At 64.0% G+C, this 25,202-nt stretch carries 23 protein-coding genes; 11 read left to right on the forward strand and 12 right to left on the reverse strand.

Annotated elements, in window-relative coordinates; genetic code table 11:
• Positions 1-13: 13 nt before the first annotated feature.
• From JQ575_RS11080 to JQ575_RS11090, 3 genes are all read left to right on the forward strand, one after another.
• Entirely contained in the window at positions 14-2,077 is a 2,064-nt protein-coding gene (locus JQ575_RS11080; protein WP_212033228.1) for a cytochrome c1, read from the forward strand.
• A gap of 304 nt (positions 2,078-2,381) precedes the next feature.
• Positions 2,382-3,056, forward strand: coding sequence for a dienelactone hydrolase family protein (locus JQ575_RS11085; RefSeq protein ID WP_212033229.1), 675 nt, complete (start codon positions 2,382-2,384; stop codon positions 3,054-3,056).
• Between the two features lie 174 nt (positions 3,057-3,230).
• A complete protein-coding gene (locus JQ575_RS11090) occupies positions 3,231-4,127 on the forward strand; it encodes an NAD-dependent epimerase/dehydratase family protein (protein ID WP_212033230.1) in 897 nt (298 codons plus the stop codon).
• Positions 4,128-4,284: 157 nt separating this feature from the next.
• On the opposite strand, the gene JQ575_RS11095 is transcribed toward JQ575_RS11090, so the two are convergent.
• A complete protein-coding gene (locus JQ575_RS11095) occupies positions 4,285-5,280 on the reverse strand; it encodes a VOC family protein (RefSeq protein ID WP_212033231.1) in 996 nt (331 codons plus the stop codon).
• A gap of 345 nt (positions 5,281-5,625) precedes the next feature.
• On the opposite strand from JQ575_RS11095, the gene JQ575_RS11100 reads away from it, so the two are divergent.
• Entirely contained in the window at positions 5,626-7,791 is a 2,166-nt protein-coding gene (locus JQ575_RS11100; protein WP_212033232.1) for an anthranilate synthase component I, read from the forward strand.
• Between the two features lie 119 nt (positions 7,792-7,910).
• Positions 7,911-8,450: an adenine phosphoribosyltransferase gene (locus JQ575_RS11105; protein WP_192738562.1), complete on the forward strand. Its 540-nt coding sequence runs from the start codon at positions 7,911-7,913 to the stop codon at positions 8,448-8,450.
• A 37-nt stretch (positions 8,451-8,487) separates the two neighbouring features.
• Here the strand turns inward: JQ575_RS11105 and JQ575_RS11110 are convergent, their stop codons facing one another.
• From JQ575_RS11110 to JQ575_RS11150, 9 genes are all read right to left on the reverse strand, one after another.
• Positions 8,488-8,820, reverse strand: coding sequence for a GIY-YIG nuclease family protein (locus tag JQ575_RS11110; RefSeq protein ID WP_212033233.1), 333 nt, complete (start codon positions 8,818-8,820; stop codon positions 8,488-8,490).
• 96 nt (positions 8,821-8,916) lie between these two features.
• Positions 8,917-9,585: a hypothetical protein gene (locus JQ575_RS11115; protein WP_212033234.1), complete on the reverse strand. Its 669-nt coding sequence runs from the start codon at positions 9,583-9,585 to the stop codon at positions 8,917-8,919.
• A gap of 59 nt (positions 9,586-9,644) precedes the next feature.
• Complete coding sequence (locus JQ575_RS11120) at positions 9,645-10,403, reverse strand: hypothetical protein (RefSeq protein WP_212033235.1); 759 nt, start codon at positions 10,401-10,403, stop codon at positions 9,645-9,647.
• 157 nt (positions 10,404-10,560) lie between these two features.
• Positions 10,561-11,772: a M48 family metallopeptidase gene (locus JQ575_RS11125; protein ID WP_212033236.1), complete on the reverse strand. Its 1,212-nt coding sequence runs from the start codon at positions 11,770-11,772 to the stop codon at positions 10,561-10,563.
• 33 nt (positions 11,773-11,805) lie between these two features.
• On the reverse strand, positions 11,806-12,366 hold the full coding sequence (locus JQ575_RS11130; RefSeq protein ID WP_212033237.1) for a LemA family protein: 561 nt from the start codon (positions 12,364-12,366) through the stop codon (positions 11,806-11,808).
• Positions 12,367-12,611: 245 nt separating this feature from the next.
• Positions 12,612-13,631 (reverse strand): small ribosomal subunit Rsm22 family protein, encoded by a 1,020-nt coding sequence (locus tag JQ575_RS11135; RefSeq protein WP_212033238.1) that lies wholly within the window; start codon positions 13,629-13,631, stop codon positions 12,612-12,614.
• A 145-nt stretch (positions 13,632-13,776) separates the two neighbouring features.
• On the reverse strand, positions 13,777-17,241 hold the full coding sequence (gene smc / locus JQ575_RS11140; protein WP_212033239.1) for a chromosome segregation protein SMC: 3,465 nt from the start codon (positions 17,239-17,241) through the stop codon (positions 13,777-13,779).
• Between the two features lie 246 nt (positions 17,242-17,487).
• Positions 17,488-18,144 carry a DsbA family protein gene (locus JQ575_RS11145; RefSeq protein ID WP_212033240.1) on the reverse strand — a complete coding sequence of 219 codons (657 nt, stop codon included), beginning with the start codon at positions 18,142-18,144 and terminating at the stop codon, positions 17,488-17,490.
• A 133-nt stretch (positions 18,145-18,277) separates the two neighbouring features.
• A complete protein-coding gene (locus tag JQ575_RS11150) occupies positions 18,278-18,757 on the reverse strand; it encodes a DUF721 domain-containing protein (protein WP_212033241.1) in 480 nt (159 codons plus the stop codon).
• A 117-nt stretch (positions 18,758-18,874) separates the two neighbouring features.
• Here JQ575_RS11150 and JQ575_RS11155 point away from each other — a divergent pair, with 117 nt between their 5' ends.
• From JQ575_RS11155 to JQ575_RS11165, 3 genes are all read left to right on the forward strand, one after another.
• Entirely contained in the window at positions 18,875-19,996 is a 1,122-nt protein-coding gene (locus JQ575_RS11155) for an A/G-specific adenine glycosylase (protein ID WP_212033258.1), read from the forward strand.
• 55 nt (positions 19,997-20,051) lie between these two features.
• Positions 20,052-20,729, forward strand: a complete 678-nt coding sequence (locus JQ575_RS11160; protein WP_212033242.1) for a hypothetical protein — start codon at positions 20,052-20,054, stop codon at positions 20,727-20,729.
• An 85-nt stretch (positions 20,730-20,814) separates the two neighbouring features.
• Positions 20,815-21,234 (forward strand): PaaI family thioesterase, encoded by a 420-nt coding sequence (locus JQ575_RS11165; RefSeq protein WP_212033243.1) that lies wholly within the window; start codon positions 20,815-20,817, stop codon positions 21,232-21,234.
• 3 nt (positions 21,235-21,237) lie between these two features.
• Here the strand turns inward: JQ575_RS11165 and JQ575_RS11170 are convergent, their stop codons facing one another.
• Both JQ575_RS11170 and JQ575_RS11175 read right to left on the reverse strand, forming a co-directional pair.
• A complete protein-coding gene (locus JQ575_RS11170; protein WP_212033244.1) occupies positions 21,238-22,503 on the reverse strand; it encodes a flavin-dependent oxidoreductase in 1,266 nt (421 codons plus the stop codon).
• A gap of 90 nt (positions 22,504-22,593) precedes the next feature.
• Positions 22,594-22,968: a nuclear transport factor 2 family protein gene (locus tag JQ575_RS11175; RefSeq protein WP_212033245.1), complete on the reverse strand. Its 375-nt coding sequence runs from the start codon at positions 22,966-22,968 to the stop codon at positions 22,594-22,596.
• Positions 22,969-23,080: 112 nt separating this feature from the next.
• Here JQ575_RS11175 and JQ575_RS11180 point away from each other — a divergent pair, with 112 nt between their 5' ends.
• The 3 genes from JQ575_RS11180 to JQ575_RS11190 all read left to right on the forward strand — a co-directional run bounded on the left by JQ575_RS11180 (position 23,081) and on the right by JQ575_RS11190 (position 25,102).
• Positions 23,081-23,905: a helix-turn-helix domain-containing protein gene (locus JQ575_RS11180; protein ID WP_212033246.1), complete on the forward strand. Its 825-nt coding sequence runs from the start codon at positions 23,081-23,083 to the stop codon at positions 23,903-23,905.
• A 21-nt stretch (positions 23,906-23,926) separates the two neighbouring features.
• On the forward strand, positions 23,927-24,403 hold the full coding sequence (locus JQ575_RS11185; RefSeq protein ID WP_212033247.1) for a nuclear transport factor 2 family protein: 477 nt from the start codon (positions 23,927-23,929) through the stop codon (positions 24,401-24,403).
• Positions 24,404-24,481: 78 nt separating this feature from the next.
• Positions 24,482-25,102 (forward strand): glutathione S-transferase family protein, encoded by a 621-nt coding sequence (locus JQ575_RS11190; protein WP_212033248.1) that lies wholly within the window; start codon positions 24,482-24,484, stop codon positions 25,100-25,102.
• The last annotated feature ends 100 nt before the right edge of the window (positions 25,103-25,202 follow it).

Genomic DNA, 25,202 nt, shown 5'->3' on the forward strand with positions numbered 1-25,202 from the left:
CAGGATCGCATCAATGAGCGGACCATCCGATTTCCAGCCGACCAATCCCGCCTTGAAGTGGATCGAACGGCGTCTCCCGATCATGGGCCTCGTCCATTCCTCGTTCGTGGCCTATCCGACGCCGCGTAACCTGAACTACTGGTGGACCTTCGGCGCCATCCTCTCGATGATGCTGGCCCTGCAGATCCTGACCGGCGTGATCCTGGCGATGCACTACACGCCGCATGCTGACATGGCCTTCAAGTCGATCGAACTGATCGTCCGCGACGTCAATTACGGCTGGCTGCTGCGCAACATGCACGCCTGCGGCGCCTCGATGTTCTTCTTCGCCGTCTACATCCACATGTTCCGCGGCCTCTATTATGGGTCGTACAAGGAGCCGCGCGAAATCCTCTGGATCCTCGGCGTCATCATCTACCTCCTGATGATGGCGACCGGCTTCATGGGCTACGTGCTGCCGTGGGGCCAGATGAGCTTCTGGGGCGCCACCGTCATCACCAACCTGTTCTCGGCCGTGCCGTATTTCGGCGAGAGCATCGTGACGCTGCTGTGGGGCGGCTATGCCGTCGGCAATCCGACGCTGAACCGCTTCTTCTCGCTGCACTATTTGCTGCCGTTCGTGATCGCCGGCGTGGTCGTGCTGCACATCTGGGCGCTGCACGTTGCGGGCCAGAACAATCCGGCCGGCGTCGAGGCGAAGACCGAAAAGGACACCGTGCCTTTCACGCCCTACGCGACCATCAAGGATGCGTTCGGCGTCTCCTGCTTCCTGCTGTTCTTCGCCTGGTTCATCTTCTACATGCCGAACTATCTCGGCGATGCCGACAACTACATCCCCGCCAATCCCGGCGTGACGCCGGCGCACATCGTGCCCGAATGGTACTATCTGCCGTTCTACGCGATCCTGCGCTCGATCCCGAACAAGCTCGCCGGCGTGGTGGCGATGTTTGGCGCGATCATCATCCTGGCGTTCCTGCCCTGGCTCGATAATGCCCGGACCCGCTCCTCGAAGTATCGTCCGCTGGCGAAGCAGTTCTTCTGGATCTTCGTCGTGGTCTGCCTCGGGCTCGGCTATCTCGGCTCGCAGCCGCCGGAAGGCATCTACGTGATCGCCGGCCGTATCCTGACCTTCCTGTACTTCGCCTATTTCCTGATCCTGCTGCCGCTCTTGAGCCGGATCGAGACGCCGCGTCCGGTGCCGAACTCGATCGCCGACGACGTGCTGGCCAAGCACGGCGGCAAGGTGGCCTCAGTGGTGGTCGCGCTCGTCGTCGCCGGCGGTCTCCTGGTCGGTGGTACGCAGAACGCACGCGCCGAGGACCATGGCGTCGCGCCGCCCGGAAACAAGTGGTCGTTCTCCGGCCCGATGGGCAAGTTCGATCGTGGCGCGCTGCAGCGCGGCCTGAAGGTCTACAAGGAAGTCTGTGCGTCCTGTCACGGCCTGTCCTACGTCGCCTTCCGTAACCTCGCCGAAGCCGGCGGTCCCGGTTATTCGGTGGCGCAGGCGGCAGCGTTTGCGTCCGATTACAAGGTCAAGGATGGCCCGGACGACAAGGGTGAGATGTTCGAGCGGGCGGGCCGGCCGGCCGACTATTTCCCGTCGCCGTTCCCGAACGAGAACGCGGCGCGGGCCGCCAATGGCGGCGCGTTTCCGCCGGACCTGTCGCTGATCACCAAGGCGCGCTCCTACAAGCGCGGCTTCCCGATGTTCCTGGTCGACTTCTTCACCCAGTACCAGGAGCAGGGCCCGGATTACGTTTCGGCCGTGCTGCAGGGCTATGAAGACAAGGCGCCGGCCGGCTTCGCGCTTCCGGAAGGTTCCTACTACAACAAGTATTTCCCCGGCCACGCCATCAAGATGCCGAAGCCGCTCAGTGACGGCCAGGTGACGTATGACGACGGCGCGCCGGCCACCGTCGCGCAGTACGCCAAGGACGTCACCACGTTCCTGATGTGGACCGCGGAACCGCACATGGAGGCGCGCAAGCGGCTCGGTCTGCAGGTGTTCGTGTTCCTGATCCTGCTCACGGGCCTGCTCTACTTCACCAAGAAGAAGGTCTGGGCCAACGCGCATTGAGCGCCGGCTTCATCGCAATTCGGAAAAGCCCCTGCGGGGGCTTTTTTGTTGTCTCATTCACCGCCGTCATCCTGAGGTGCTCGCCCTCTTGGGCGAGCCTCGAAGGATGGGCGGCATCGGTGCTCGCAGCCATCCTTCGAGGCTCGCTGCGCTCGCACCTCCCGAGCGAACGCAAGTGCGTTCGTCCGGGGATGACGGCAGTGTGCGTGGCGCGCATCCGTTAGGGCCCGCAATGCGATTGCTTCCCGGCTTCACTGCGGACAAAATGGCCGCCAATCGCTCCCCAAAAAATACGGAGGACCCCATGGGAACCAGCATCACTTTCAAGCGTCCGGACGGCAAGGACGCGGCCGGCTATCTCGCCAATGCGGCGCGCGGCAACGCGCCGGGCGTGGTCGTGATCCAGGAATGGTGGGGACTGCAGGACCAGATCAAGGGCATGTGCGACCGCTTCGCGGCGGCCGGCTTCGACGCGCTGGCGCCGGATCTCTACAAGGGCACGGTGGTGCCGTATCACGACACCGACGCCGCCGGCAAAGAGATGAACTCGCTGGATTTCATGGATGCGACCACGCAGACCGTGCGCGGCGCCGCGCAATATCTCGCCAAGAACGGCGCCAAGGTCGGCCTGACCGGCTTTTGTCTCGGCGGCGCCGTCACCATCATCGGCGCCACCAAGATTCCGGAGCTCACGGCCGGGGTCGTGTTCTACGGCATCCCGCCGGAGCAGGCGGCGAAACCGGCGGATGTCAAAATTCCGCTGCAGGGCCATTTCGCCAACAAGGACGACTGGTGCACGCCCGCGCTGGTCGACGGTTTCGAAAAGGCGATGAAGGAAGCAGGCAAGGCGCTGGAGCTGTTCCGCTATGACGCCGAGCACGGCTTCGGCAATGAACAGCGCCTGTCGGTGCACGACCGGCAGTGCGCGGAACTCGCCTGGGGCCGCGCGACGGAGTTTTTCAGGAAGCATCTGGGTTGAGAGCAAGCGCCTCCTCGTCATTGCCTGCGACAAACGCAGAGCGTTTGCGCGAGGGAGCGTAGCGAGGAAGCAATCCATCTTGCTTTCCTGACAATGGATTGCTTCGTGGAGCCTGTCATCGGGCGCGCATCCGCGCGACCCGTTGGCTCGCAATGACGGGAATTGGCAACCACCATGAAAATCTTCTGCACAGGCGCATCCGGTTATATCGGCGGATCGGTGGCCGCTCATCTCGTGGCCGCCGGACATCAGGTCACCGGCCTGGTTCGTTCTCCGGAAAAGGCCGATGCGGTTCGCGCCCGCGGCATCGAGCCGTTATCGGGAACGCTGGATGACGCGGAAATCCTGGCGCAGGCGGCGCGCGCTGCCGACGTCGTCATCAATGCGGCCAGCGCCGATCACACCGGCGCGGTGGACGCCCTGCTTGGCGCGCTGGCCGGCAGCGGCAAGGCGTTCATCCACACCTCGGGTTCGAGCATCATCGGCACGCAATCCAAGGGCCAGCGCTCCGATGCGGTGTTCGATGAAGACACGCCGTTTACGCCATCGCCTGCGCGTGCGGCGCGGGTCGCGCTGAACGAATTGATCCTCTCCTATCGCGACAAGGGCTGCCGTCCCGTCATCATTTGCCCGAGCCTGATCTACGGCATCGGCCATGGGGTGGGACGTGACAGCGTGCAGGTACCTTTCCTGATCAAGCTCGCGAAAAAACGCGGCAACGCGGCCCATGCCGGTCCCGGCGAGAATGTCTGGTCGAACGTTCATATCGACGATCTCGTGACGCTCTATGCGCTCGCGATCGAGAAGGCGCCGGCCGGCGCGTTCTACTTCGCCGAGAATGGCGAGGGGTCGATGCGCGAGGTTTGCGAAGCCATCAACCGCATGCTGGGTTTTGCCGGATCGCCATCGGCAATGTCGATGGAAGAGGCGGCCGCCGAATGGGGCGAGGGCACGGCTGAAAACACCATGGCATCCAACAGCCGCGTGCGTGCGGTGCGGGCACGGCAGCTCGGCTGGAAGCCGCAGGCGCGGAGCCTGATCGAGGAGATCGAGCAGGGCTGTTATCGGTAGGCATTAATTGCGTCGTCGTCCCTGCGAACGCAGGGACCCATAGCCACCAGCGATAATTGTTTTGCTCGCCGGTCGTTAACTTCCTTTTTCAACAACAGGGGCCGCGGCGTATGGGTCCCTGCGTTCGCAGGGACGACGTGTATTGTCGGCTGCCGCCCTACTGCTTCACCCCGTCCCACCACGCACACGTGCCAGACATCAGCTGGTAATTGCCTTCCATCACCTGCACCGGCGCGCGCAGGCCTTCGGTCGCGGCTTGCATCCGGATCTCGCGCGCGATCTCGCGGTCTTTCGGCGGCAGCCAGACCCGCTCATGTCCCCAAAGGCTGGGGCCGTGATGCATTTCGACCGGCTGCCATGTCGCCGGATCGATCTCGCGGCCGCCCCAGCCGCATTCGATCATGAAGGACGACGGCGTCTTGGCGTAGAACGAGGTCATGAAATCGTTGGTGTGGCGGCCGAGCGTGACGCCGACGCGGTCCGGCTGCATCATTGCGATGTCGTAGGATTGCCCGACATCGTCGAGCGAGAATAATTCCACCATCAGATGATGCATGCCGTTCCTGCCGGTCTCGATCAGCGCCAGGCTGTGATGCCGGGCGTTGACGTGGAAGAAATAGGCGCGGAACGGCTTTTCGATGTAGTCGGAAAGCCCGAAGCCGAGCACGTCGACATAGAAAGCCATCATCGGATCGATGTGCTCGACGGTCAGTACGGCATGTCCGAGGCCGAGCGGACCGGTGCGAAAACCCGAGATCGAGCGGCCCGGACTGAACGGCGTCTCGTCGATCTCGGCGCCGTAAAACGCTTCGAGCCGGTTGCCGCCGGGATCGCGAAACGAGATCAGGCCGCGCACGCGCCGGGCATCGGCCAGCGTCGTTGGCTCGGCCGTGACATTGACGCCGGCTTGTTCGAGCCGGGCTGCAAGCTGGTCCAACGCCGCGTCGTCGGCGACTTCCCAGCCGAAGAAGCGCGCGCCTTCGCCCATCGCGCGGTCGATCACGATGCGCTGCTTGCGGTCGTCCATCCGGAAGGCGAGCAGCGAGTTGCCGCGCTCGACCGCCTGCAGGCCGACCAGGGAGGTCCCGAACTGGCGCCAGTCCTCCAGCGCATCTGATCCGAAGCCCGCATATCCCAGACCCAGCAATGCCATCCCTTGCCTCCGCCTGCCTGTTGTTTTCGGGCGTTGTTGCCGCCGCCGCTTGGGCCGGATGCTACGCGGATTTTGGCCGTTTCAAACCCCAAAAGATGGCCGGCTGGGTAGGCCAGGGCGCCGGGGCCTCCCTTGACATCGATCGCGGCGGATGGTGATTAAGCGACATGAGCACCGCCGTCCGCCCATCCCGTCTTTGGTGGCGCACCTCTTAAAGAGGTGGCCGGTGCGATTTCATTTTAACAATCGTCGAAGGTCGCCATCGCAGTGCGACCGGCGGTTTGCTTATTTGCCCTTCGTTTGTCCTGTGTGGCGTTCCCTCACCAAGTTTCGTAAGAGGATCACATGAACAGGACCGTCTTCTCCCTGCCCGAGCACAGCGAATACCGGACCGCCAGCGGTCTTGCGATCTCGCGCACCGTCGAGCAATTTTCCGGCGACGCCAAGCGGCTCGATGACCTCATCGACCTGCTCGACCGCCGCCGTGGCGTAGTGCTGTCTTCGGGCACCACGGTGCCGGGCCGCTACGAGAGCTTCGACCTTGGTTTTTCCGATCCGCCGCTGGTGCTGGAAACCGAGGGCGCGAATTTCGCGCTTAGCGCGCTGAACGGGCGCGGCGAGGTGCTGATCGCCTTTCTCGGCGACGTCCTGCGCGAGCCTTGCGTCGTCGTCACCGAGCAGAGCGCGTCGCGTCTCGCCGGCCATATCATCCGGGGTCCCGCGCCTGTCGATGAAGACCAGCGCACCCGCCGCGCCAGCGTGATGTCGCTGGTGCGCGACCTCGTGGCGAGCTTCACCGCCAATGACGATCCGCTGCTCGGCCTGTTCGGCGCCTTCGCCTACGACCTCGTGTTCCAGATCGAGGACCTCGTGCAGAAGCGCGCACGTGAGGCCGACCAGCGCGACATCGTGCTGTATGTGCCGGATCGCCTGCTCGCCTATGACCGCGCCACCGGCCGCGGCGTGGTGCTGAGCTACGATTTCGCCTGGAACGGCAGATCCACCGCCGGCCTTTCGCGCGACACCGCCGAGAGCGTCTACGCCAGGACGCCGCGGCAGGGTTTTGCCGATCACGCGCCCGGCGAATACCAGGCGACGGTGGAGACCGCACGCGCCGCGTTTGCGCGGGGCGATCTCTTCGAGGCGGTGCCCGGGCAGTTATTCGCCGAGCCGTGCGAGCGTTCGCCCGCCGAAGTGTTCCAGCGGCTCTGCCGCATCAACCCGTCGCCCTATGGCGCGCTGATGAATCTCGGCGAGGGCGAGTTTCTCGTCGCCGCCTCGCCGGAAATGTTCGTGCGCTCCGACGGACGGCGGGTCGAGACCTGCCCGATCTCGGGCACCATCGCGCGCGGTGTCGACGCGATCGGCGATGCCGAGCAAATCCGGCAATTGCTGAATTCGGAAAAAGACGAATTCGAACTCAACATGTGCACCGACGTCGATCGCAACGACAAGGCGCGCGTCTGCGTGCCCGGCACCATCAAGGTGCTGGCGCGGCGCCAGATCGAGACCTACTCAAAACTGTTCCACACCGTCGACCATGTCGAAGGGATTTTGCGCCCCGGCTTCGACTCGCTCGATGCGTTCATGACCCATGCCTGGGCCGTGACGGTGACCGGCGCGCCGAAATTATGGGCGATGCAGTTCGTCGAGGACAATGAGCGCTCGTCGCGGCGCTGGTATGCCGGCGCGATCGGCGCTGTCAATTTCGACGGCAGCATCAACACCGGGCTTACCATCCGCACCATCCGGATGAAGGATGGGCTCGCCGAAGTGCGCGTCGGCGCGACCTGTCTGTTCGATTCAGATCCCGCCGCCGAAGACCGGGAATGCCAGGTCAAGGCGGCGGCCTTGTTCCAGGCGCTGCGCGGCGATCCGCCGAAGCCGCTGTCGGCGTTCGCGCCGGATGCCACCGGTTCGGGCAAGAAGGTGCTGCTGATCGATCACGACGACAGTTTTGTGCACATGCTGGCGGATTATTTCCGGCAGGTCGGCGCGTCCGTGACCGTGGTCCGTCACGTTCATGCGCAGCAGATGCTGAACCAGAAAAACTGGGATCTGCTGGTGCTGTCGCCGGGTCCGGGCCGGCCCGAGGATTTCGGGATCTCGAAAACCATCGGCACGGCGCTGGAGAAGAAACTGCCGATCTTCGGCGTCTGCCTCGGCGTCCAGGCAATTGGCGAATATTTCGGCGGCCAGCTCGGGCAACTCGGCCAGCCCGCACACGGCCGGCCGTCGCGGGTCCAGGTGCGGGGCGGGCGGCTGATGCAGAACCTGCCCAATGAGATCGTGATCGGCCGTTATCACTCGCTCTATGTCGAGCGCGACAGCGTTCCCGACGTGCTGCAGGTCACCGCAACCACCGAAGATGGGGTTGCGATGGCGATCGAACACAAGACCCTGCCGGTCGGTGGCGTGCAGTTTCACCCGGAATCGCTGATGTCGCTCGGTGGCGAAGTGGGTTTACGTATTGTCGAGAACGCGTTCCGGCTGCATGTTGCGGCGGTTTGAGTGCAAGACATTTACACTCGTCATTCCGGGGCGAGGCGAAGGATCGTACCCGGAATCTCGAGATTCCGGGTCTGGTCCTTCGGACCATCCCGGAATGACAGTGGGGAAAAGAGACACCGATGACGTTTGATCATGACCTGAAGGCCACCGTCCGCACCATTCCGGATTACCCGAAGAAGGGCATCCTGTTCCGCGACATCACCACGCTGCTCGCGGACGCGCGCGCGTTCCGCCGCTCGGTCGATGAACTGGTGCAGCCCTGGGCCGGCAGCAAGGTCGACAAGGTCGCCGGCATCGAGGCGAGGGGCTTCATCCTCGGCGGCGCGGTGGCGCATCAGGTCTCCGCCGGCTTCGTGCCGATCCGCAAGAAAGGCAAGCTGCCGCACACCACCGTGCGGATCGCCTATTCGCTGGAATACGGCCTCGATGAAATGGAGATGCATGCCGACGCCGTGCAGCCCGGCGAGCGCGTCATCCTGGTCGACGATCTCATCGCCACCGGCGGCACCGCGGAAGGCGCGGTGAAGCTGCTGCGCCAGATCGGCGCCAATGTAGTCGCGGCCTGCTTCATCGTCGACCTGCCTGATCTGGGCGGCGCCGACAAGCTGAGGGCAATGGACGTGCCGGTGCGAACGCTGATGGCGTTCGAGGGGCATTGAGTTTTCCGTCGTCCTGCGAACGTTCGCAGGGACGACATTAAACCGCCTCAGCGCCGAGTTGCGTGCGCCAGTGCTTGACGCGTTCGTTGAGCAGCGCGTCCCTGATGTAGGACGTCTCTTCGTCTTCCAGCCGCTCGCATTCCGCGAAGGTCAGATCTTCGGGTCCATGCGTGGTCCATGCCGCCTGCAGGCTGCGGCAGGTGTGGCTGCCCTGGCGCAGCGAAAACCAGATCCGGTTCTGGATCTTTTCGAGGTCAGGGGCCTGACCGACCCATTGCTCGGCCGACGCCTTGCTGCGGATCACGAAAATCCCCGCGATGGTCTTCCGCTCCTTGTAGGCGGCGATGGCGGCTTTTCTGTTTGATGTCACTGGAAGCCTCGCGCAGGCAGATCTGCTGTCGGGGAGGGCGGTACCAGTCCGACGGGCTTGCGTCAATATTATCCGGGTAATATTATTTGGTCGGCGTCACGACCGCTGCAGGATCAGGCTGAGTTCCAGCTCCCGAAAACTGGTGTAGTTCCTGCGGATCCATTGATGCAGTTCGGTCGAGGAATCCTTCTCCTGGCGCAGATAGCCCGTGAAGGAGAAGGTCAGCCGGTCGATATAGGTCTTCAGGAACACCGGCAGCGCCGATATCCGCAGCACGCGTCCCCGTTCCATCGCGGCGGGCAATTCGCCGCGCACCACGTGCTCATTGTCGATCGCGATCAGGGCATTCGCAGGAATTTGCTGCTTCAGCATGTGGTAGGCCGTGGCCGAGGCACGGTCGGTATCGGCCACGAACAGGATCACGGGCGCGACGCCGCGGCGCACGGCTTCCTTCATGAAGCCGATCTCATCGATCATCTTGAAGAACTCATCGAAGGCGTGGAAGCCGAGGTCGATCACCTTGGCGACGCTGTCATTGACGATCAGGCGGTCCATCAGCTGCATCTTGCCGAAGGTGTCGATGACGTCGGCCGTCTCGGTGGTGCGCGGCAGATATTCCAGCAGCGAGGGCTCCTTCAGATTGATGTCGAAGGAGATCACCGTGCCGTTCTTCAGCAGCAGGAATTCGCTGAGCAGCCGCGCGATCAGCGTCTTGCCGACCAGCGGGCGGGGCGAGCAGATGATGTAGACGGACGTGGGGCTCATCACGCGCTATATCAGGCGATTTTTCCGCCTAATCCAGCCCCATCGCACGCCTGGCGCGATTATTTTTCGCCGCTGCGGGTGCTCGATTTGCTGCTGCCGCCGCCGACCAGGTCGGTCAGCTTGATGCGGTCGAACTCGCTCCAGACATTGGCGAGCCAGTGCCGGACATAGCCGCGCAGCACGAACGAATAGTTCGCGGCCTCGTCGTTGGTGCCCTTGTTGGCGACGAATTTCAGGAACGGAACCGAGGAGACCTCGACCTGCTCATAGGCCATTTCGTTGAGCTTGGGGATCGTGAGCTCGGTGGCATCCTTGATGCGGTGGAAATAGGAATTGTAGGTCGCCTGGTCCCACTGGAAGAACTGGGTGTCGTTGATGAAGTTCTTCACCAGGTAGTATTTGGCGCCCTGCATGAAATTGGCAGTCTCGGCGATTTCGTCCAGCGAGGCGATCGAGGGGCCCAGGATATGGAACACGGCAAAGGTGATCTGGCCGGCCTTGGCGGCATCGAGAAACCCGATGTCGCGGAGCGAGGCCAGCGCCGGCGACAGCAGTCCGGCGCGGACGTCGATCACGGTCACCGAGGTCCCGGCATTGAGCGTGTCGAAGATCTTCATCTGGTCCGCGGTCGTCGTCATATCGACGATCTGGGTGATGTCGGGGTGGAAGCGCATCAGCGTGCCGCGCGGCGATTCGGTGTCGAACGCCCGGGTCGGGACGTTGTTGGCGCTGAAATAATCCAGGAGCGTTCGTGACACGGTCGTCTTGCCGACCCCGCCCTTGTCCGCGCCCACCACAATCACGACTGGCTTTGCCATGGAATTTCCTACTACGCGCCCCCGATCGCGGGAGCGATCGGCAGGTCCCCATATACCTGTTTGGGCGCGAACATGGCAGAAACAAGGGAGAATTCAATTCCTTGAGCCCGCAGCGGCGTTATTCGTAGGTAATTCGTTAATGTCGCCGTACCGAGGCTCAGCTGTGCCGGCCCCAGGGTCCCCAGCCAGGACCCTGTCGTGCGCTCTGCCGCTGACCTTGCGGCAGGCCCGCGGGCGCTGCGGCATCGCTCCACGGACCGTGGGTGACCGGGGGCGGCAGCTGGTCCGCCGACTGCGGTTCCGCCTGATCCTCCGGCTCTTCGTCGGCCTCGTCAGGCAGGGCCAGTGGGCCGGGATCGCGGCCGCCGGCGTACTGCACCAGCGCCTTGACCCGCGAATCCACCGACGGATGGGTCGCGAACAGATCGGCAAACCCTTCGCGGGGATTGTCGAAGCACAGTTCCATCACAGCCGAGGTCGCGCCCGGAAGCTCGCCGCGATTTTCGATCTTGCGCAGCGCCGTGATCATGGCGTCCGGGTTCTTGGTCAGTTCGACCGAGCCGGCGTCGGCCAGCAATTCGCGCGACCGCGACAGCGCCAGTTTGACCACCTGCGACAGCAGCCAGGCCAGCAGGATCAGCGCGACCGCGATGATGACGACGATGATCGCACCGCCGCCGGAGCTCTTGTTGTCGCTGTCCGAGGACGAAGAGGACGACGAACGCGAGGACGAGGATGACCACGATCCACCGGACGAATTCCACGACAAATTGGTGAACATCCGGAAGAACAATTCGCCGAAGAAGCCGACCACGCCGGCGATGATGACCGCGATCACCATCAGCTGCACGTCGCCGTTGCGGATATGGGTCAGCTCATGGCCCAGCACCGCCTCGATCTCCTGATCGTTCAGCGACCTCAGCAGCCCTGTGGTGACGGTGACGGCGTATTGCCGGCGGTTGAGGCCGCTCGCGAATGCGTTCAGCGCCGGACTGTCCATCACCTTCAGCTTCGGCATCGGAATGCCGCGCGAGATGCAGAGGTTTTCCAGGAGATTATAGAGCCGCGGCTGCTGCTTGCGCGTGACGTCCTCGCCGCCGGTAACGGCGTCGATCATGTTCTGGTGGAAGAAATAGGCGATCACGATCCAGAGCGCCGCGATGCCGGTCGCATAGGGGAAGGCCGTGACCAGATCTCGCCCCGCGGCCCGCAAATAATAATCGACCGAGCGGTCGCTGCGGATCACGACTTCGGCGAGCAGCGCGCCGGCATAGACCAGCACATAGATCAGCAGGAACAGGCCGGCGAGCAGCAGCATCGAACGAAACTTGTTCGATGCGATATGCGTGTAGAGCCCGTACGCGGCCATGATGTGCTGCTTCTCGCTGGAATGTCGCGACCGTTAGAACTTTACGGTCGGCACGACCTCGACTTCGGTGCGGCTGGCGCCGAGATCGAAGAATTCCTTTTTGGTGAAGCCGAACATGCCGGCGAACAGCGCGGCGGGCAGCTGCTGGATGCCGGTGTTGTATTCCTGGACCGCGTTGTTGAAGAAGCGGCGGCTCGAGGCGATCTTGTTTTCGAGGTCGGACAGTTCGCCGGCGAGCTGCTGGAAATTGGCGTTGGCCTTGAGGTCCGGATAGGCCTCCGACAGCGCGATCAGGCGGCCGAGCGCGCCGCTCAGCTGGTTCTCGGCGGCGCCGATCTGCGCCGGCCCTTGCGCCGACATCGCGGAGTTGCGGGCCTTGATCACGTCGTCGAGCGTGCCGCGCTCGTGGCTGGCGTAGCCCTTTACGGTCTCGACCAGGTTCGGGATCAGGTCGTGGCGCTGCTTGAGCTGGACGTCGATGTCGGCAAAGGCCTGGCCGACACGCTGGCTTAACGCGACCAGGCGGTTATACGCACCGATGGCGAACAGCACGAGAATGACAATGACGCCGATAACGATCCAGCTCGTCGACATGGCAGACAACTCCTGATGTGGCGAAGAAAGTGTGGAACCTAGACGAAAACCGGGGCGTGCGGCAGCCCGCCGCGACGTGGGCGCTTCGTTTAGTCGAAACCAGGGCGGGATAAGTTCACATCGAACTCTGGCGTCGCCCCGGCCTTGAGCTCAGATGTGCAATGACACATCGGGGGGCCCATACGCCGCGGCCTCTCGTTGGAGCACTCTGGCCAACACCTTCCTTTTACCATTAGCGCCGGCGGCTATGGGTCCTGGCCTTCGCCGGGACGACCCGCGAGGAGTGTTTGCTCCTCCACCACCACCGCATCGCCCCAGCGCCAGCGCCGGGCGAGGGCATAATCCGCCCTGGCGCGCCGGGGCGTCCGGCTGAGGACCAGACCGGCCGGGGTGCAAAGCTTGGCCGTGACTTCGACCTTGGAGAGCACCGGCTGCGCCAGCACCCGGGACGGCCGGACTTCCAGCGGCGCGCGCGTCAGCGCCACATAGGCGAATCTTTCGTCCTCAAACGGCAGTTCGGCGCCCTTGACCTGCTTGTGCGCGCGCGAGCGTTGCAGGCGTTGGGTGAAGTGACACCAGTCCGGCGCGGCAAGCGGGCATGTTCCGTCGTGCGGGCAGGGGGCAGCGACATGCGCGCCGGCCGCGATCAGGCGCTCGCGCAGCGCGATGATCCGCGCATAGCCCGCCGGTGTGCCGGGCTCGACCACCAGCAGCGTGTCGCGGGTCTTTTCCCACATCAGCACGGCCAGCGCGTTCTGTTCGGCGGCGCTGAGTTCGCCGATCACGTAGCTGGCGACGACGAGGTCGGCGGCATCAGCCTTGATCAGGGCGTTGCGGGCTTCGCCCCGCTCGTAATGGAGTTCGCGCAGGCGAAAACTTTCGCTGACCAGATCGAGCGCCAGCTTGCGCAACGCGTCGTTGGCGTCGAGTAAGGTAAAGCCTCGCAGCGAGGAAAATGCTTCCGCCGCCGCCCAGCTCGCCGTGCCCGGGCCGGCGCCGATATCGAGCAGGGTTCTGGGCGCAAAATCGGGGCGGATTTCACCGAGCGCATTCAGGCTGGCGGTGACCGCGGCATAGGTCGCCGGCATCCGCGCCAGCGCGTAGGCCAGTGCATCGGTCTCGGACCGGATCGTGCCGGAGCCGCCGCCATCGCGGTAGTTTTTCGAGATCAACGCCGAGCGTTCCGCCGCGTCGCTCCGCGAAAAGCCGCGCAGCTTGGCGTCAAGCGCGGCTTTCAGTTCGGCGGGGAGGTCGGGTGAGGTCATCGCATCTTTTCTCCCTCTCCCCTTGTGGGAGAGGGTGGCTTCGCGAAGCGAAGAGGGGTGAGGGGTCTGTCTCCTCGGATAGAGACCCCTCATCCGGCAGACTTCGGCTGCCACCTTCTCCCACAAGGGGAGAAGGGAAGAAAGCTTACGCCACGTGCTGGTCGAGGATCTTCACCGCATCGTCGAGGCCGACCGAGACCAGTTGCGAGACGCCGCGTTCGGCCATGGTGACGCCGAACAGCCGGTTCATCCGCGCCATCGTGATCGGATTATGCGTGATGATGATGAAGCGGGTTTCGGTCGAGGACGTCATTTCATGCAAGAGGTTGCAGAACCGCTCGACGTTGTGGTCGTCGAGCGGCGCGTCGACTTCGTCCAGCACGCAGATCGGCGACGGGTTGGTGAGGAACACCGCGAAGATCAGCGCCAGCGCGGTCAGCGCCTGCTCGCCGCCCGACAGCAGCGAGAGCGTCTGCGGTTTCTTGCCGGGCGGTTTGGCGATGATTTCGAGGCCGGCTTCGAGCGGATCTTCGCTCTCGATCAGGTGCAATGCGGCTTCGCCGCCGCCGAACAATTCGGTGAACAGCCGCTTGAAGTGCTCGTTGACGGTTTCGAACGACGTCAGGAGCCGCTCGCGCGCCTCTTTGTTGAGGCTCTGGATGCCCTGGCGCAGCCGCTTGATGGCTTCCACGAGGTCGTCGCGTTCGGTGGTCAATGCCGTATGCTGGCTCTCGACTTCACGCAGTTCTTCCTCGGCGCGCAGATTGACCGCGCCGAGCCGCTCGCGGTCGCGGCGCAGCTTTTCGAGGTTTTCCTCGATCTCGGCGAGCGGCGGCAATTCCGCGCCCGGCTCGATCTCGGCCAGACCAGCCACGGCGTGCGGTTCGACTTCGAGCATGTCGTGGATTTCGCGCTCGATATCGGAGAGGCGGCGCCTGGTGCCGTCCATGCGTTCCTCGGCGCGGGCGCACGCCTCGCGGGCGCTGGAGAGCGCTTCCAACGAAGCCTTTGCCTCGCGGTCGGTCTCCGCCATCACGCTCTCGGCTGCAGCCAGCGCATCCGCGGCGACGCGGCGCGCGCTTTCGGCGGACTCGATCTCGCTGATCAGCGCGCGGCGCTTCTGGGCGAACAGCGCCGGCGCGTCTTCGAGCTCGGCACGCTCCGCGGTCACTTCGGTGACGCGGGCTTCGATGGTGGAAACCTGCGAGGCCGCGCTTTGCTTGCGGTTCTGCCATTCGGTGCGCTCGGCGAGGATCGCCTGCACACGGCGGTCGGCAAGTTCAGCCTCGCGCGCCAGCGCCTGCGCTTCGGCACGCACTTGGGCGGCGAAGCGGCGATGGCCCTCGATGTCGGTGCGAACCGTGGAGAGCCTGGTTTCGGTCTCGAGGCTCGGCGGCAGCTCGGCCAGCGCCGCATTGGCGTTCTCATGCGCGGCGTCGGCCTCGGCGCGGTCGGCGGCGAGGCGCGTATGGGCTTCCGTCAGCGTCGCTTTGCGCGCGGCGTGGCGGTTGATCTCGCGCTCGGTCGCGGCATGGCGTTCGCGCGCGGCATCGGCCTCGCGCTGCGCGGCGCGCCAGGCGTCACGGGCAGCAGACTCGGCGCCCGATGCCACCTTCAATTCGCTCTCGGCGTCTTCCAGCGCCTGCCGCTTGGCGGCAGCATCGCTGCGGGCCTGCTCCAGTTCGTTTTCGATATCGACCAGGCGGGCCCGTTCGGCCAGGCGCCGTGCGGCGCCGGTCGGGGCGTGGGCGGCGGCGACAAAGCCGTCCCAGCGCCAGACGTCGCCTTCCAGCGACACCAGCCGCTGGCCGGTCTTGAGTTGAGACACCAGTTCCGCGCCGCGCTCCTTGGCAACGACGCCGATCTGCGCCAGACGCCGCGCCAGCTCGGTCGGCGCTTCGACATGGGCGGCAAGCGCTTCGACGCCCGCGGGCAACGCCGGATCGTCGAAGGTTGCACCCGCATTGGTCCAGCGCATGGGCGCGGAGGGATCGATCGGAGCGTCGAGGTCGTCGCCGAGCACGGCGCCGATCGCTTTTTCATAGCCCTTGGTGACGGTGACGCCATCGATGATCGGCGGCCACAAATTCTTGGTCTCGCCATTGACCAGCTTCGAGATCGTGCGCGCTTCGGTCTCCAACCGTTGCACGCGCTTGTCGGCTTCCGCCAGCGGCGAACGGGACGCTTCCAGCCGGGCACGCGCGGCGACATGGCCGGCCTCGTTGGCCTGCGCCGCGGCTTCCGAGGCGGCGAGCGTTTCCTGCGCGGTCTCCATGGCGCCGGCAAGCGCGTCGATGTCGCCGAGATTGCCGGTTTCCTGCGCGAGCTTTTGCTCCTCGCTCTGAACGTTGGCGATTTCCTGGTCGAGCCGGGCGAGGCGGTCGCGATGGGTGCGCACGCCGGCTTCGAGTTGGTTGCGCTTGGCGGTGAGATCGGCCAGCACCGTCGTCAATTCCGAGAACATGCGCTCGGCGGCGGCGAGCGTCGCTTCCGCTTCGGAGACGCGTTCATCGACGCCGCTGCGCTTCTCGACGCGCGACTTGATCTCTTCCTTGATTTCGGAATCTTCGGTGTCGAGCCGCTGCAACGCGACTTCGGCATCCGAGGTCTGCTGCTGTTCGCGCGCGATGTCGGCGGTGAACTGGGTCAGGCGGCGGTCGAGTTCGGCGACACGCTCCTTCGCGCGCTCTTCCTCGCGGTCGAGCAGCTCGCGCGCATTGGTCAGGCGTTGCAGTCCGGCCGCGGCGCGGGCTTCGCCCTCGCGCAGCGCCGGCAGTTCGGAGGCGCGGATCGCCTGGATACGGGCCGCTTCGGCCTGTTCACGGGTGCGTTCAGCCATCTCGCGCACGTTGAGGTCATGGGTGCGCGCGGCTTCCGCCACGTCGGTATTGGCTTCCAGCCAGCGCAGGTGGAACAGCGTGGCTTCGGCCTTGCGCACCTTGGCGGCGACTTCGCGGAACCGGATCGCCTGCCGCGCCTGCTTTTTCAAGCCGTCGACCTGGCCGGAGAGCTGGCCGATCACGTCCTCGACGCGGGTGAGGTTGGTCTCAGCCGCCCGCAGCCGCAATTCGGCTTCATGGCGGCGGGCGTGCAGCCCGGCGACGCCGGCGGCGTCTTCCAGCACGCGGCGGCGCTGTTCCGGCTTGGCCTGAATGATTTCACCGATCTTGCCCTGGTGAACCAGTGCCGGCGAACGTGCGCCGGTGGCGGCATCGGCGAACAGGATCTGCACGTCACGGGCGCGCACGTCGCGGCCGTTGATGCGATAGACCGAGCCCGCTTCGCGCTCGATGCGTCGGGAAATTTCCAGGATCTCGCGGTCGTTCATCGCCGCCGGCGCCGAGCGATCGGCATTGTCGATCGTCATCACCACTTCGGCGTGGTTGCGCGCCGGACGGTTGCCGGAACCGGCAAAGATCACCGCATCCATGTCGGCGGCGCGCAGCGATTTGTGCGAGGTCTCGCCCATCGCCCAGCGCAGTGCCTCGACCAGGTTGGATTTGCCGCAGCCGTTTGGCCCGACCACGCCGGTCAGGCCCGGCTCGATCATGAAGTCAGTGGGTTCAACGAACGACTTGAAACCATGAAGACGGAGGCGCGTGAGTTTCATGAACACGATTCTCTGTTGGCCGGGCGCGAATCTCCCTGCCGTGACAATACCATAGAAGGCAATGTCGGTGTGTGGACGAGTCGCGCGTTGCGGCTCTTATGGCCTGCGACAATGGCGAGGCCGGGGCCGAAGGGCAACGGGACGGAAGGCTTTTCCCAAGCCTTTTATCGAGGTTTTTGCAGGGCTTACGGGCCCGTATGAATCCGGTGGACGAATCAGGTTTTCAACAGGGAATTGACGCGCCGATCAGCTCTTGAGCATCGAATTGATGCGCTTGCTGAACTCCTCGAAGCTCTGCTCGCCCTTGATCATCTCGCCATTGATGAAGAAGGTCGGCGTCGACTGCACCTTCAGCACCTCGGCGGCGTATTTCTGGTCGGCCGCGATCTTGTCGAGCAGCTTCTGGTCCTTGAGACAATCTTCCACCGCCGCTTGCGTGAGGCCGGCCTGCTTGCCGATCCGGATCAGCGTCTCAGTGGTGTTCTTCAGCACCCAATCGTTCTGCTGCTTGAACAGGAGGTCGACGACCGCGAAATATTTCGGCGCGTCGTCCTTGGCGATGCAGCGCGCCAGCATCGAACCGGCGGCGGCCTTGATGTCGAGCGGGAATTCGCGGAACACGAAACGGATCTTGCCGGTGTCGATGAATTCCGACTTGATCTTCGGGAACACCTGCTCGGTGAACGCCGCGCAATGCGGGCAGGTCATCGAGGCGTATTCGGTGATGGTGACGGAGGCATTCGCGGGGCCGAGCGCCATGTCGGGCAGCGACTGCGGCTTGGCAACGTCGGCGGCGCCCTGCGCCAGCGCATCATTGATCAGCCGCAGCGGCGAGTAGCCGGCGAGGGCGGCAAGCCCGGTCAGCGAAAGGGCGGCGGTGAAGGCGCGGCGCGTGATGATCAAGGTCAGCTCCCGATTGGCGCGTTCACGCCCGAAGAAAATACGAAAAACGAGATCAAGTCTTAGAAAGCTTTGGCTAGCTTGAAACGATAATTGTGGCAATGGCAGGTTGCCGCGGGCCGGGCGCGCCGCAGGCTCAATTTCGCTTGATCGAGGCACCGAGCCGCGCCAGCGCCGCGCGCAATTCGTCATCCTCGACCGAGGACAGGGTTTTGGCGATCTCGGCGACCGCCATCGGGTCCGGCGCGCGGGATGGTTTTGGCCGGTCCCGGCGCGACAGCGGCGCCTGCCGCAGCGCCAGCCTTCCGACCGCGCTCCAGCCGAAGAACCGATTGACCCGTTCCAGGATGACATCCGAGGAATGCTGGATTTCCAGCGCCATCGGGCCCTCGACCCGTAGCACCAGGGTGGCCGGCTCCTGCGGCTGGCCCTCGACCGGCCGCGGCCATTGCATCTTCAGGGGTTCGGAATGGGCCGCGATCTCGCGGCCCGCAATCTCGGCCCAGCGTGTCACCAGTCCGCGCGCGGCGAACCCCTGCTTGGCATAGGCGTCGGAAAACACGTCGCCGAGCAGGACGGAAAGCGGTTTTGCGGAGATCGGGCCGGGTTTTGCCATGGGGGCTTATAGCACGTGGCGGTTCTCGGCAGGAAGCGGGCAAAGAAAGGCGTGGATGCGCGCGACAAGCGCGCGAGTGACGTGGAGAGATTGGTGTCCAACCATTACAGTGTCGGCATGAGTTCCGTTGCGCTCGCCAAGACCAAACGACGAGATGTGCCTGAGGCGACTTCCGATCGTCCCGCGTTGCTGCTCGATTGGTACGACCGCCATCGCCGCGTGCTGCCGTGGCGGCCACCGGCGGGGGAGCGCGCGGATCCCTACCGGGTCTGGCTATCCGAAATCATGCTGCAGCAGACCGGCGTCAAAACTGTCGGGCCGTATTTCCTGAAGTTTGTGACGCGCTGGCCCGATGTCGCCGCCCTCGGCCGGGCCTCGCTCGATGACGTGCTGCGGATGTGGGCCGGGCTCGGCTACTATTCGAGGGCGCGCAATCTGCACGCCTGCGCGGTGGCGGTGTTGCGCGACCATGGCGGGGTGTTTCCGGATACCGAAGAAGGTCTGCGCACGCTGCCGGGCATCGGGCCGTACACCGCAGCGGCGATCTCGGCGATTGCGTTCGACATCAGAACCATGCCCGTCGACGGCAATATCGAGCGCGTGGTGTCGCGGCTGTTTGCGGTCGAGGAACCGCTGCCGCAGGCCAAACCGTTGATCCAGCAGCTCGCAGCAACGTTGCTGGGTCCTTCTCGCGCCGGTGACGAGAAGTCTCGCGCCGGTGATAGCGCGCAGGCTCTGATGGATTTGGGCTCTTCGATTTGCACACCGAAAAAACCGGCATGTGTGCTGTGTCCGCTGAACGCCGATTGCCTGGCACTTGCACGCGGCGATCAGGAGACTTTTCCGCGCAAGGCGCCGAAGAAGACGGGAACGCTGCGCCGCGGCGCGGCCTTCATCGTCACGCGGGGCGACGAATTGCTTGTTCGCACCCGCGCGGAAAAAGGCCTGCTTGGCGGCATGACCGAAGTGCCGGGCTCGGACTGGCTCGCCGGCCAGGACGACAAGGCGGCCTTGCAGCAGGCGCCGGCGCTGAAGGGGATCGCAAAATGGCATCGCAGGGTGGGCGTGGTGACGCATGTCTTCACGCATTTTCCGCTGGAGCTCGTGATCTACACGGCGAAGGCGGCCGCGCGGACGCGCCCGCCTGAGGGAATGCGCTGGGTGCCGATCGCGACGCTGGCCGGGGAAGCCTTGCCCAATGTCATGCGCAAGGCGATCGCGCACGGGCTGGATCTCTAGCAAGCCATCGCCAAATCCGGTTGTGGATGGAGCGCCAAACAGTAAAAGGCCAAGAATGGTATTTCGTGTCTTGATCATCGGTGGCACCGGGCAGGTGGGAGCTGCGGTGGTGCGCGCGCTGGCTGCAGAGCCGTCCTGCGCTGAAGTAGTGATGGTCAATCGCAGGGCGATCTCTCTGAGCGCTGATCCCCGTGTGCGGCAGGTGATCCTGGATACGGCAGCTGCTCTGTTTCCTGCAGAAGTGACCAAGCTTGCGCAGAGCATGGTTGCGCAAGGCGATCCTGTCTATGGGGCATCCTGTGTTGGTGTCGGCAAAGGCAGCTTGAAGTGGAGCGAGGAGGAATTAAAGGCCCTCGAAATTGGCGTAGTCGGTGGCTTTGCCCGCGGTTGTCAGGCCGGAGGTATCACACGGTTTTCACTGCTCTCCGCGGTGGGAAGCACCTCGAAAAGCAGGATTCGCTATGTGCGGGTCATGGGGTTGAAAGAAGAGACGGTTCAAGGAATAGGCTTCCAACACCTCGCGATTTTTCGTCCGGGAATTATCGCGGGCAATGCTCATACGCCGCGCTATGTGGCCTGGTTGGGGCGTCTGATTCCGGGGCCTTTTGGCACGATTGAGCAGGACGATATCGGGCGCGCCTTTGTCGCTGAGTTCATCAGCAGTTCGGCCCCAAACGGGGTTGTGTATCTCGAAAATGGAGCGATGAGACAGAGGTCTCGTGCGCTTAAATAGTCCGCTACTTCGGAACCGGTGTTTGCCATGCTGACACCATGCTGTCAGCAGGCCTCCGCTACAACGCAGCGATCAGGAGGATTTCATGATCGCAACCGCACTCGACAATTTCACGGCCCCACCATGCGCCAAGCTGCTTGGCTGGCATTTGCTCGACGCACGTCCCAAAGATGGATGGATCCGGATCGGCTTCGATGGCCGAAAGGACTTTTGCAACCCGGCTGGTTTCGTGCAGGGCGGCATTCTTTCCGCCATGCTCGACGACACCATGGGTCCGGCGGTGCTCGTCATGTCTGAGGGCAGGCTCTACACCGCGACCATCACAATAACCGTGAATTTTCTAACCCCGGCCAAGCCGGGCAAGCTGATCGGCGAAGCGACCGTCACCCAGCTCGGCAAGACCGTCGCCTTCGTCGAGGGCAGGTTGATGGCCGAGGATGGCACGTTGCTCGCCACCGCCAGTACCAGCGCGCGGCTGGTTGAGATGGCGAAGGCTATCAGGTAGTCGTTAGCGCCCGAGCTGCACGATCGGCGGTTTGGCGTTGAGGCCTTCGACCTGGAAACCGGCGACGCGCTTGTAATTGGCCGCGATGTCTTCCAGCTCTTGCAGCGACAGCACGTCGGTGACGACCTCATAGCCGTCGGGCGCGCGCTCCTCGACCATCTGCATCACCTGTTCCGGCCCGTTGCGCCGGTTCAGCATCACAAGATCTGACGTCGCGGGCCGGCGCTCGGCCTCGTAGGCCGTGAGCGCGGCGTTGGTCGGGCCGTGCGCCAGGATTTCGCGGGTGATCACGCGGGCATCCAGAATCGCCTGCGAGGCGCCGTTGGAGCCGATCGGGTACATCGGATGCGCGGCGTCGCCCATCAACGTGACGCGGCCGAACGTCCATTGCGGGATCGGATCGCGGTCGACCAGCGGATATTCGTAGGCATGCGGGCAATCGCGGATCAAGCCGGGCACGTCGAGCCAGTCGAATTTCCAGTCCTTGAACCAGGGCAGGAATTCGTCGAGCTTGGCGGTCCGGTTATAATCCTCGCGGCGCCACTGATAGGTCGGCGGCATGTGCCGCTCAGCCACCCAGTTGATGCTAGACTTGCCTGAGGCGTCCGGCGCCTTCGAAATAGGATAGCAGACGAATTTCAGGATCTCGTGGCCGGCCATGATCATGGTGCGGCCGGACAGGAAGGCGTCTGCGCTCGTGATGCCGCGCCAAAGGATGCGGCCGTTCCAGATCGGCGGGCCTTCCTGCGGATAAAGCCTTTCGCGGATCGCCGAGTGGATGCCGTCGGCCGCGATCAGCAATACGCCGTCATGGTAGCCTGCAGATTTGCCGGTCGCCTTGTCGATGAATTCGGCGCGGACGCCATCGGCGCTTTCCGTCCAGCCGGTGAGATGGTGGCTGGTGAGGATGTTCTCTTTTCCGAGCCGTTCGGTCGCGGCGTCGAGCAGGATCTGCTGCAGGGTGCCGCGGTGGATCGAGAATTGCGGCCATTTGTAACCGGCCTCGACACCGCGCGGCTCGCTCCAGATCGGTTTGCCGTGCTTGGAAAAATACGCCAGTTCCTTGGTTCGGACAGCGGCCGCATCGAGCCGGTCGTGCAGGCCGAGCTCGATCAGCTCGCGCACCGCATGCGGCAGCACGTTGATACCGACGCCGAGCGGCCGCAGCTCCGGCACGCTTTCAAAGACGCGTGCGGGAACGCCGATCTGGTGCAGGCTGAGCGCCAGCGTCAGCCCGCCAATGCCACCGCCGGCGATGAGTACGGTCATGTCTACGCCTCTGTTACCTCAGGGGCGTCATGACATGAGGGGCGGCAGGGGGCAACTGCGAAAAGCCGGCAGATATTCCCCTCCGAGACCTTACGCCAGCGGGGGCGGCGCGCCGAAAAAGCCGATGTTCTTGACCACCCGGCCATCGGGGCCGACCTCGCCAAAATCGATCGAGATGTCGCCGCAGCTGCCATCCTCGCGCACCAGGCGCCAGAGGACGCGGAACACGTTGTGGTGCACATCGATGCCGCTGATGAACTCCAGCCGCGCGCCCGGCCGCGACGCCTGCATCGCAGCGATGTGGCGGGCGAGTTCGTCCCGTCCCGTCAGCGAGACCCTGGGATCGAGATAGACGCCGCCGTCGCTCCAGCATTGCTCAAGCAGCGCCTGCCGTGCGGCAGCCTCCGGTTCGTTCCATGCCGCCAAGTACTGTGTCACGACTTCCCTGATTGCGCTGCCGTCCATGAATGCTCTCCCGCACGATCAAACGCATGGTCGAGTCTTGCAGGGAATTGTCGACTTGTCACTTACATCGGAGGTAATTGCCGTTCTGACCTGATGGTCTAGATTGCCTCACATGAGCGCGCCGACACACAATTCCCACGATGCCGCGGCTGGGCACTTCAGCAGCCTGCTGAAGCATTGGCGCAGCGTGCGCAGGCTAACCCAGATCGAACTGGCTAGCGATGCCAACGTGTCGGCGCGGCATCTGTGCTTCCTCGAAACCGGCCGGTCGCAGCCGAGCCGCGAGATGGTGCAACTGCTCGGCAGCGCGCTCGATCTGCCGCTCGAGGAGCGCAATGCCTTGCATGTCGCGGCGGGCTTCGTGCCGCCCTATGGCGACAAGGGACTGGCGGCCGAAAATCTGCAGCCGGTGCAGCAGGCGCTCGATTTCATGCTGCGGCAGCAGGAGCCGTATCCGGGGATCGTGGTCGACGGCCACTGGGACGTTCGGATGCGCAACCAGGGGTCTGCGCGCCTGCTCAAGCCGTTTCGCGATTCCTACCGGATGGAAGCCGGCGTTGCCGACAACGCCATGCACGTCATGTTTCATCCAAAAGGCCTGCGGCAGTTCATCGTGAACTGGGAAGAGTTCGCCGGCCAGATGATCCAGATCCTGCACCGCGACGTCGCGCAGGGCAGCCGCGCGGCCGCCCGGCTGTTCGACGAGATCATGGCCTATCCCGGGCTGCCCGCCGAATGGCGGCTTCCGCGCCATTCCCAGACCACCTCGCCCGTCATGATCATGCAACTCGCCAAAGGAGATTTCCGGCTCGCGTTCTTTTCCACCTTCACGACGCTCGCAATGCCGACGGACGCGGCGCTGCAACAGATCAAGATCGAATGCTTTTTTCCGGCTGATGACGCCACCGCAGAGATGGCGCGCACGATGGCGCTCTGACAAAAATTGAGGAGATGAAAAATGCAATTGGCAAAACGTGACCATCAATCCGCTGAGACGACGGACGAACTGCGCGCGCTGAACGCCCGCTTCATCCATAATTTCATCACCAACGATGTGGCCTCGCACGACGCCATCCTGCACCCCGCCTTCATCAGCATCTGGCCGACCGGACAGCGCTGGGATCGGGCGACCTATCTGAAATACTGGGCGACCGCCTTCGATCCGAAACTGATCCCGTACTGGGACGTCCGCGACGAACTCATCACCGTCATCGGCGATGTCGCGCTGGTACGCTCCACCAACAAGGCGATCCGGCGGCGCGATGGTAAGGATGTCACCGGGATGACAATGTACACGGATACATATCTGTTCGAGAACGGTGCGTGGAAATGCATCCAGGCCCAGATCCAGGCGGTGGCGCCCGAGTTTTATCCCGCCGACGACACCATCGTCAGCGTCTATATCGACGGCAAGTTGCAGCCCCGCGCGGCGTGAGTGCCACTTCAGGGTTCGCCTGGGATAGACGGCGCAGCAATGCGCCGCTAACCTGAGGCATCACCCGTGAGGATCAACATGCTCAAGCTCTATTTTGCCCCCGGCACCTGCGCGCTCGCCACCCACATCGCGCTGGCGGAAGCCGGCGCCGACTACACCGCGGAGCGGATCGACTTCAAGACCAACCAGCAGCAAAGTCCGGAATATTTGGCGATCAATCCGAAAGGCCGCGTGCCGGCGCTCGTCACCGATCGCGGCGTCCTGACCGAGAACGTGGCGATGCTGGCCTACATCGCGCAGAGTTTTCCAAAGGCGAAGCTGGCGCCGCTCGATGATCCCTTTGCGTTCGCGCAGGTGCAGGCCATCAACAGCTATTTGTCTTCGACGGTACACGTGGCGCATTCCCATAAGGGGCGTGGCTACCGTTGGGCCACGGAAGAATCCTCCTTCGCCGACATGAAGAAGACGCTTCCGAAAAGCATGGGTGCGGTCTTTGCGCTGCTTGAGCAGAAGATGCTCAAGGGCCCATGGATGATGGGCGAGACCTACACGATCTGCGACCCCTATCTGTTCACGCTGACGGGATGGCTGGAAGGCGACGGCGTCGACATCGCGACACTGCCGAAGGTCGCCGACCATTTCAAGCGCATGAAGGACCGGCCCGCCGTGCAGAAGGCGCTGGCAGAAGAGAAGGTGTAGTTTCCTGTCGTCCCGGGCTTGACCCGGGATCTACCGTGTTGAGAGTCAAGAGGCGGCAGCGCCTTTCCAAGGCTGTCCCGACCTGATTACGGCATTGGCG

The sequence above is a fragment of the Bradyrhizobium sp. JYMT SZCCT0428 genome (genome assembly GCF_018131075.1).
Lineage (GTDB): Bacteria > Pseudomonadota > Alphaproteobacteria > Rhizobiales > Xanthobacteraceae > Bradyrhizobium.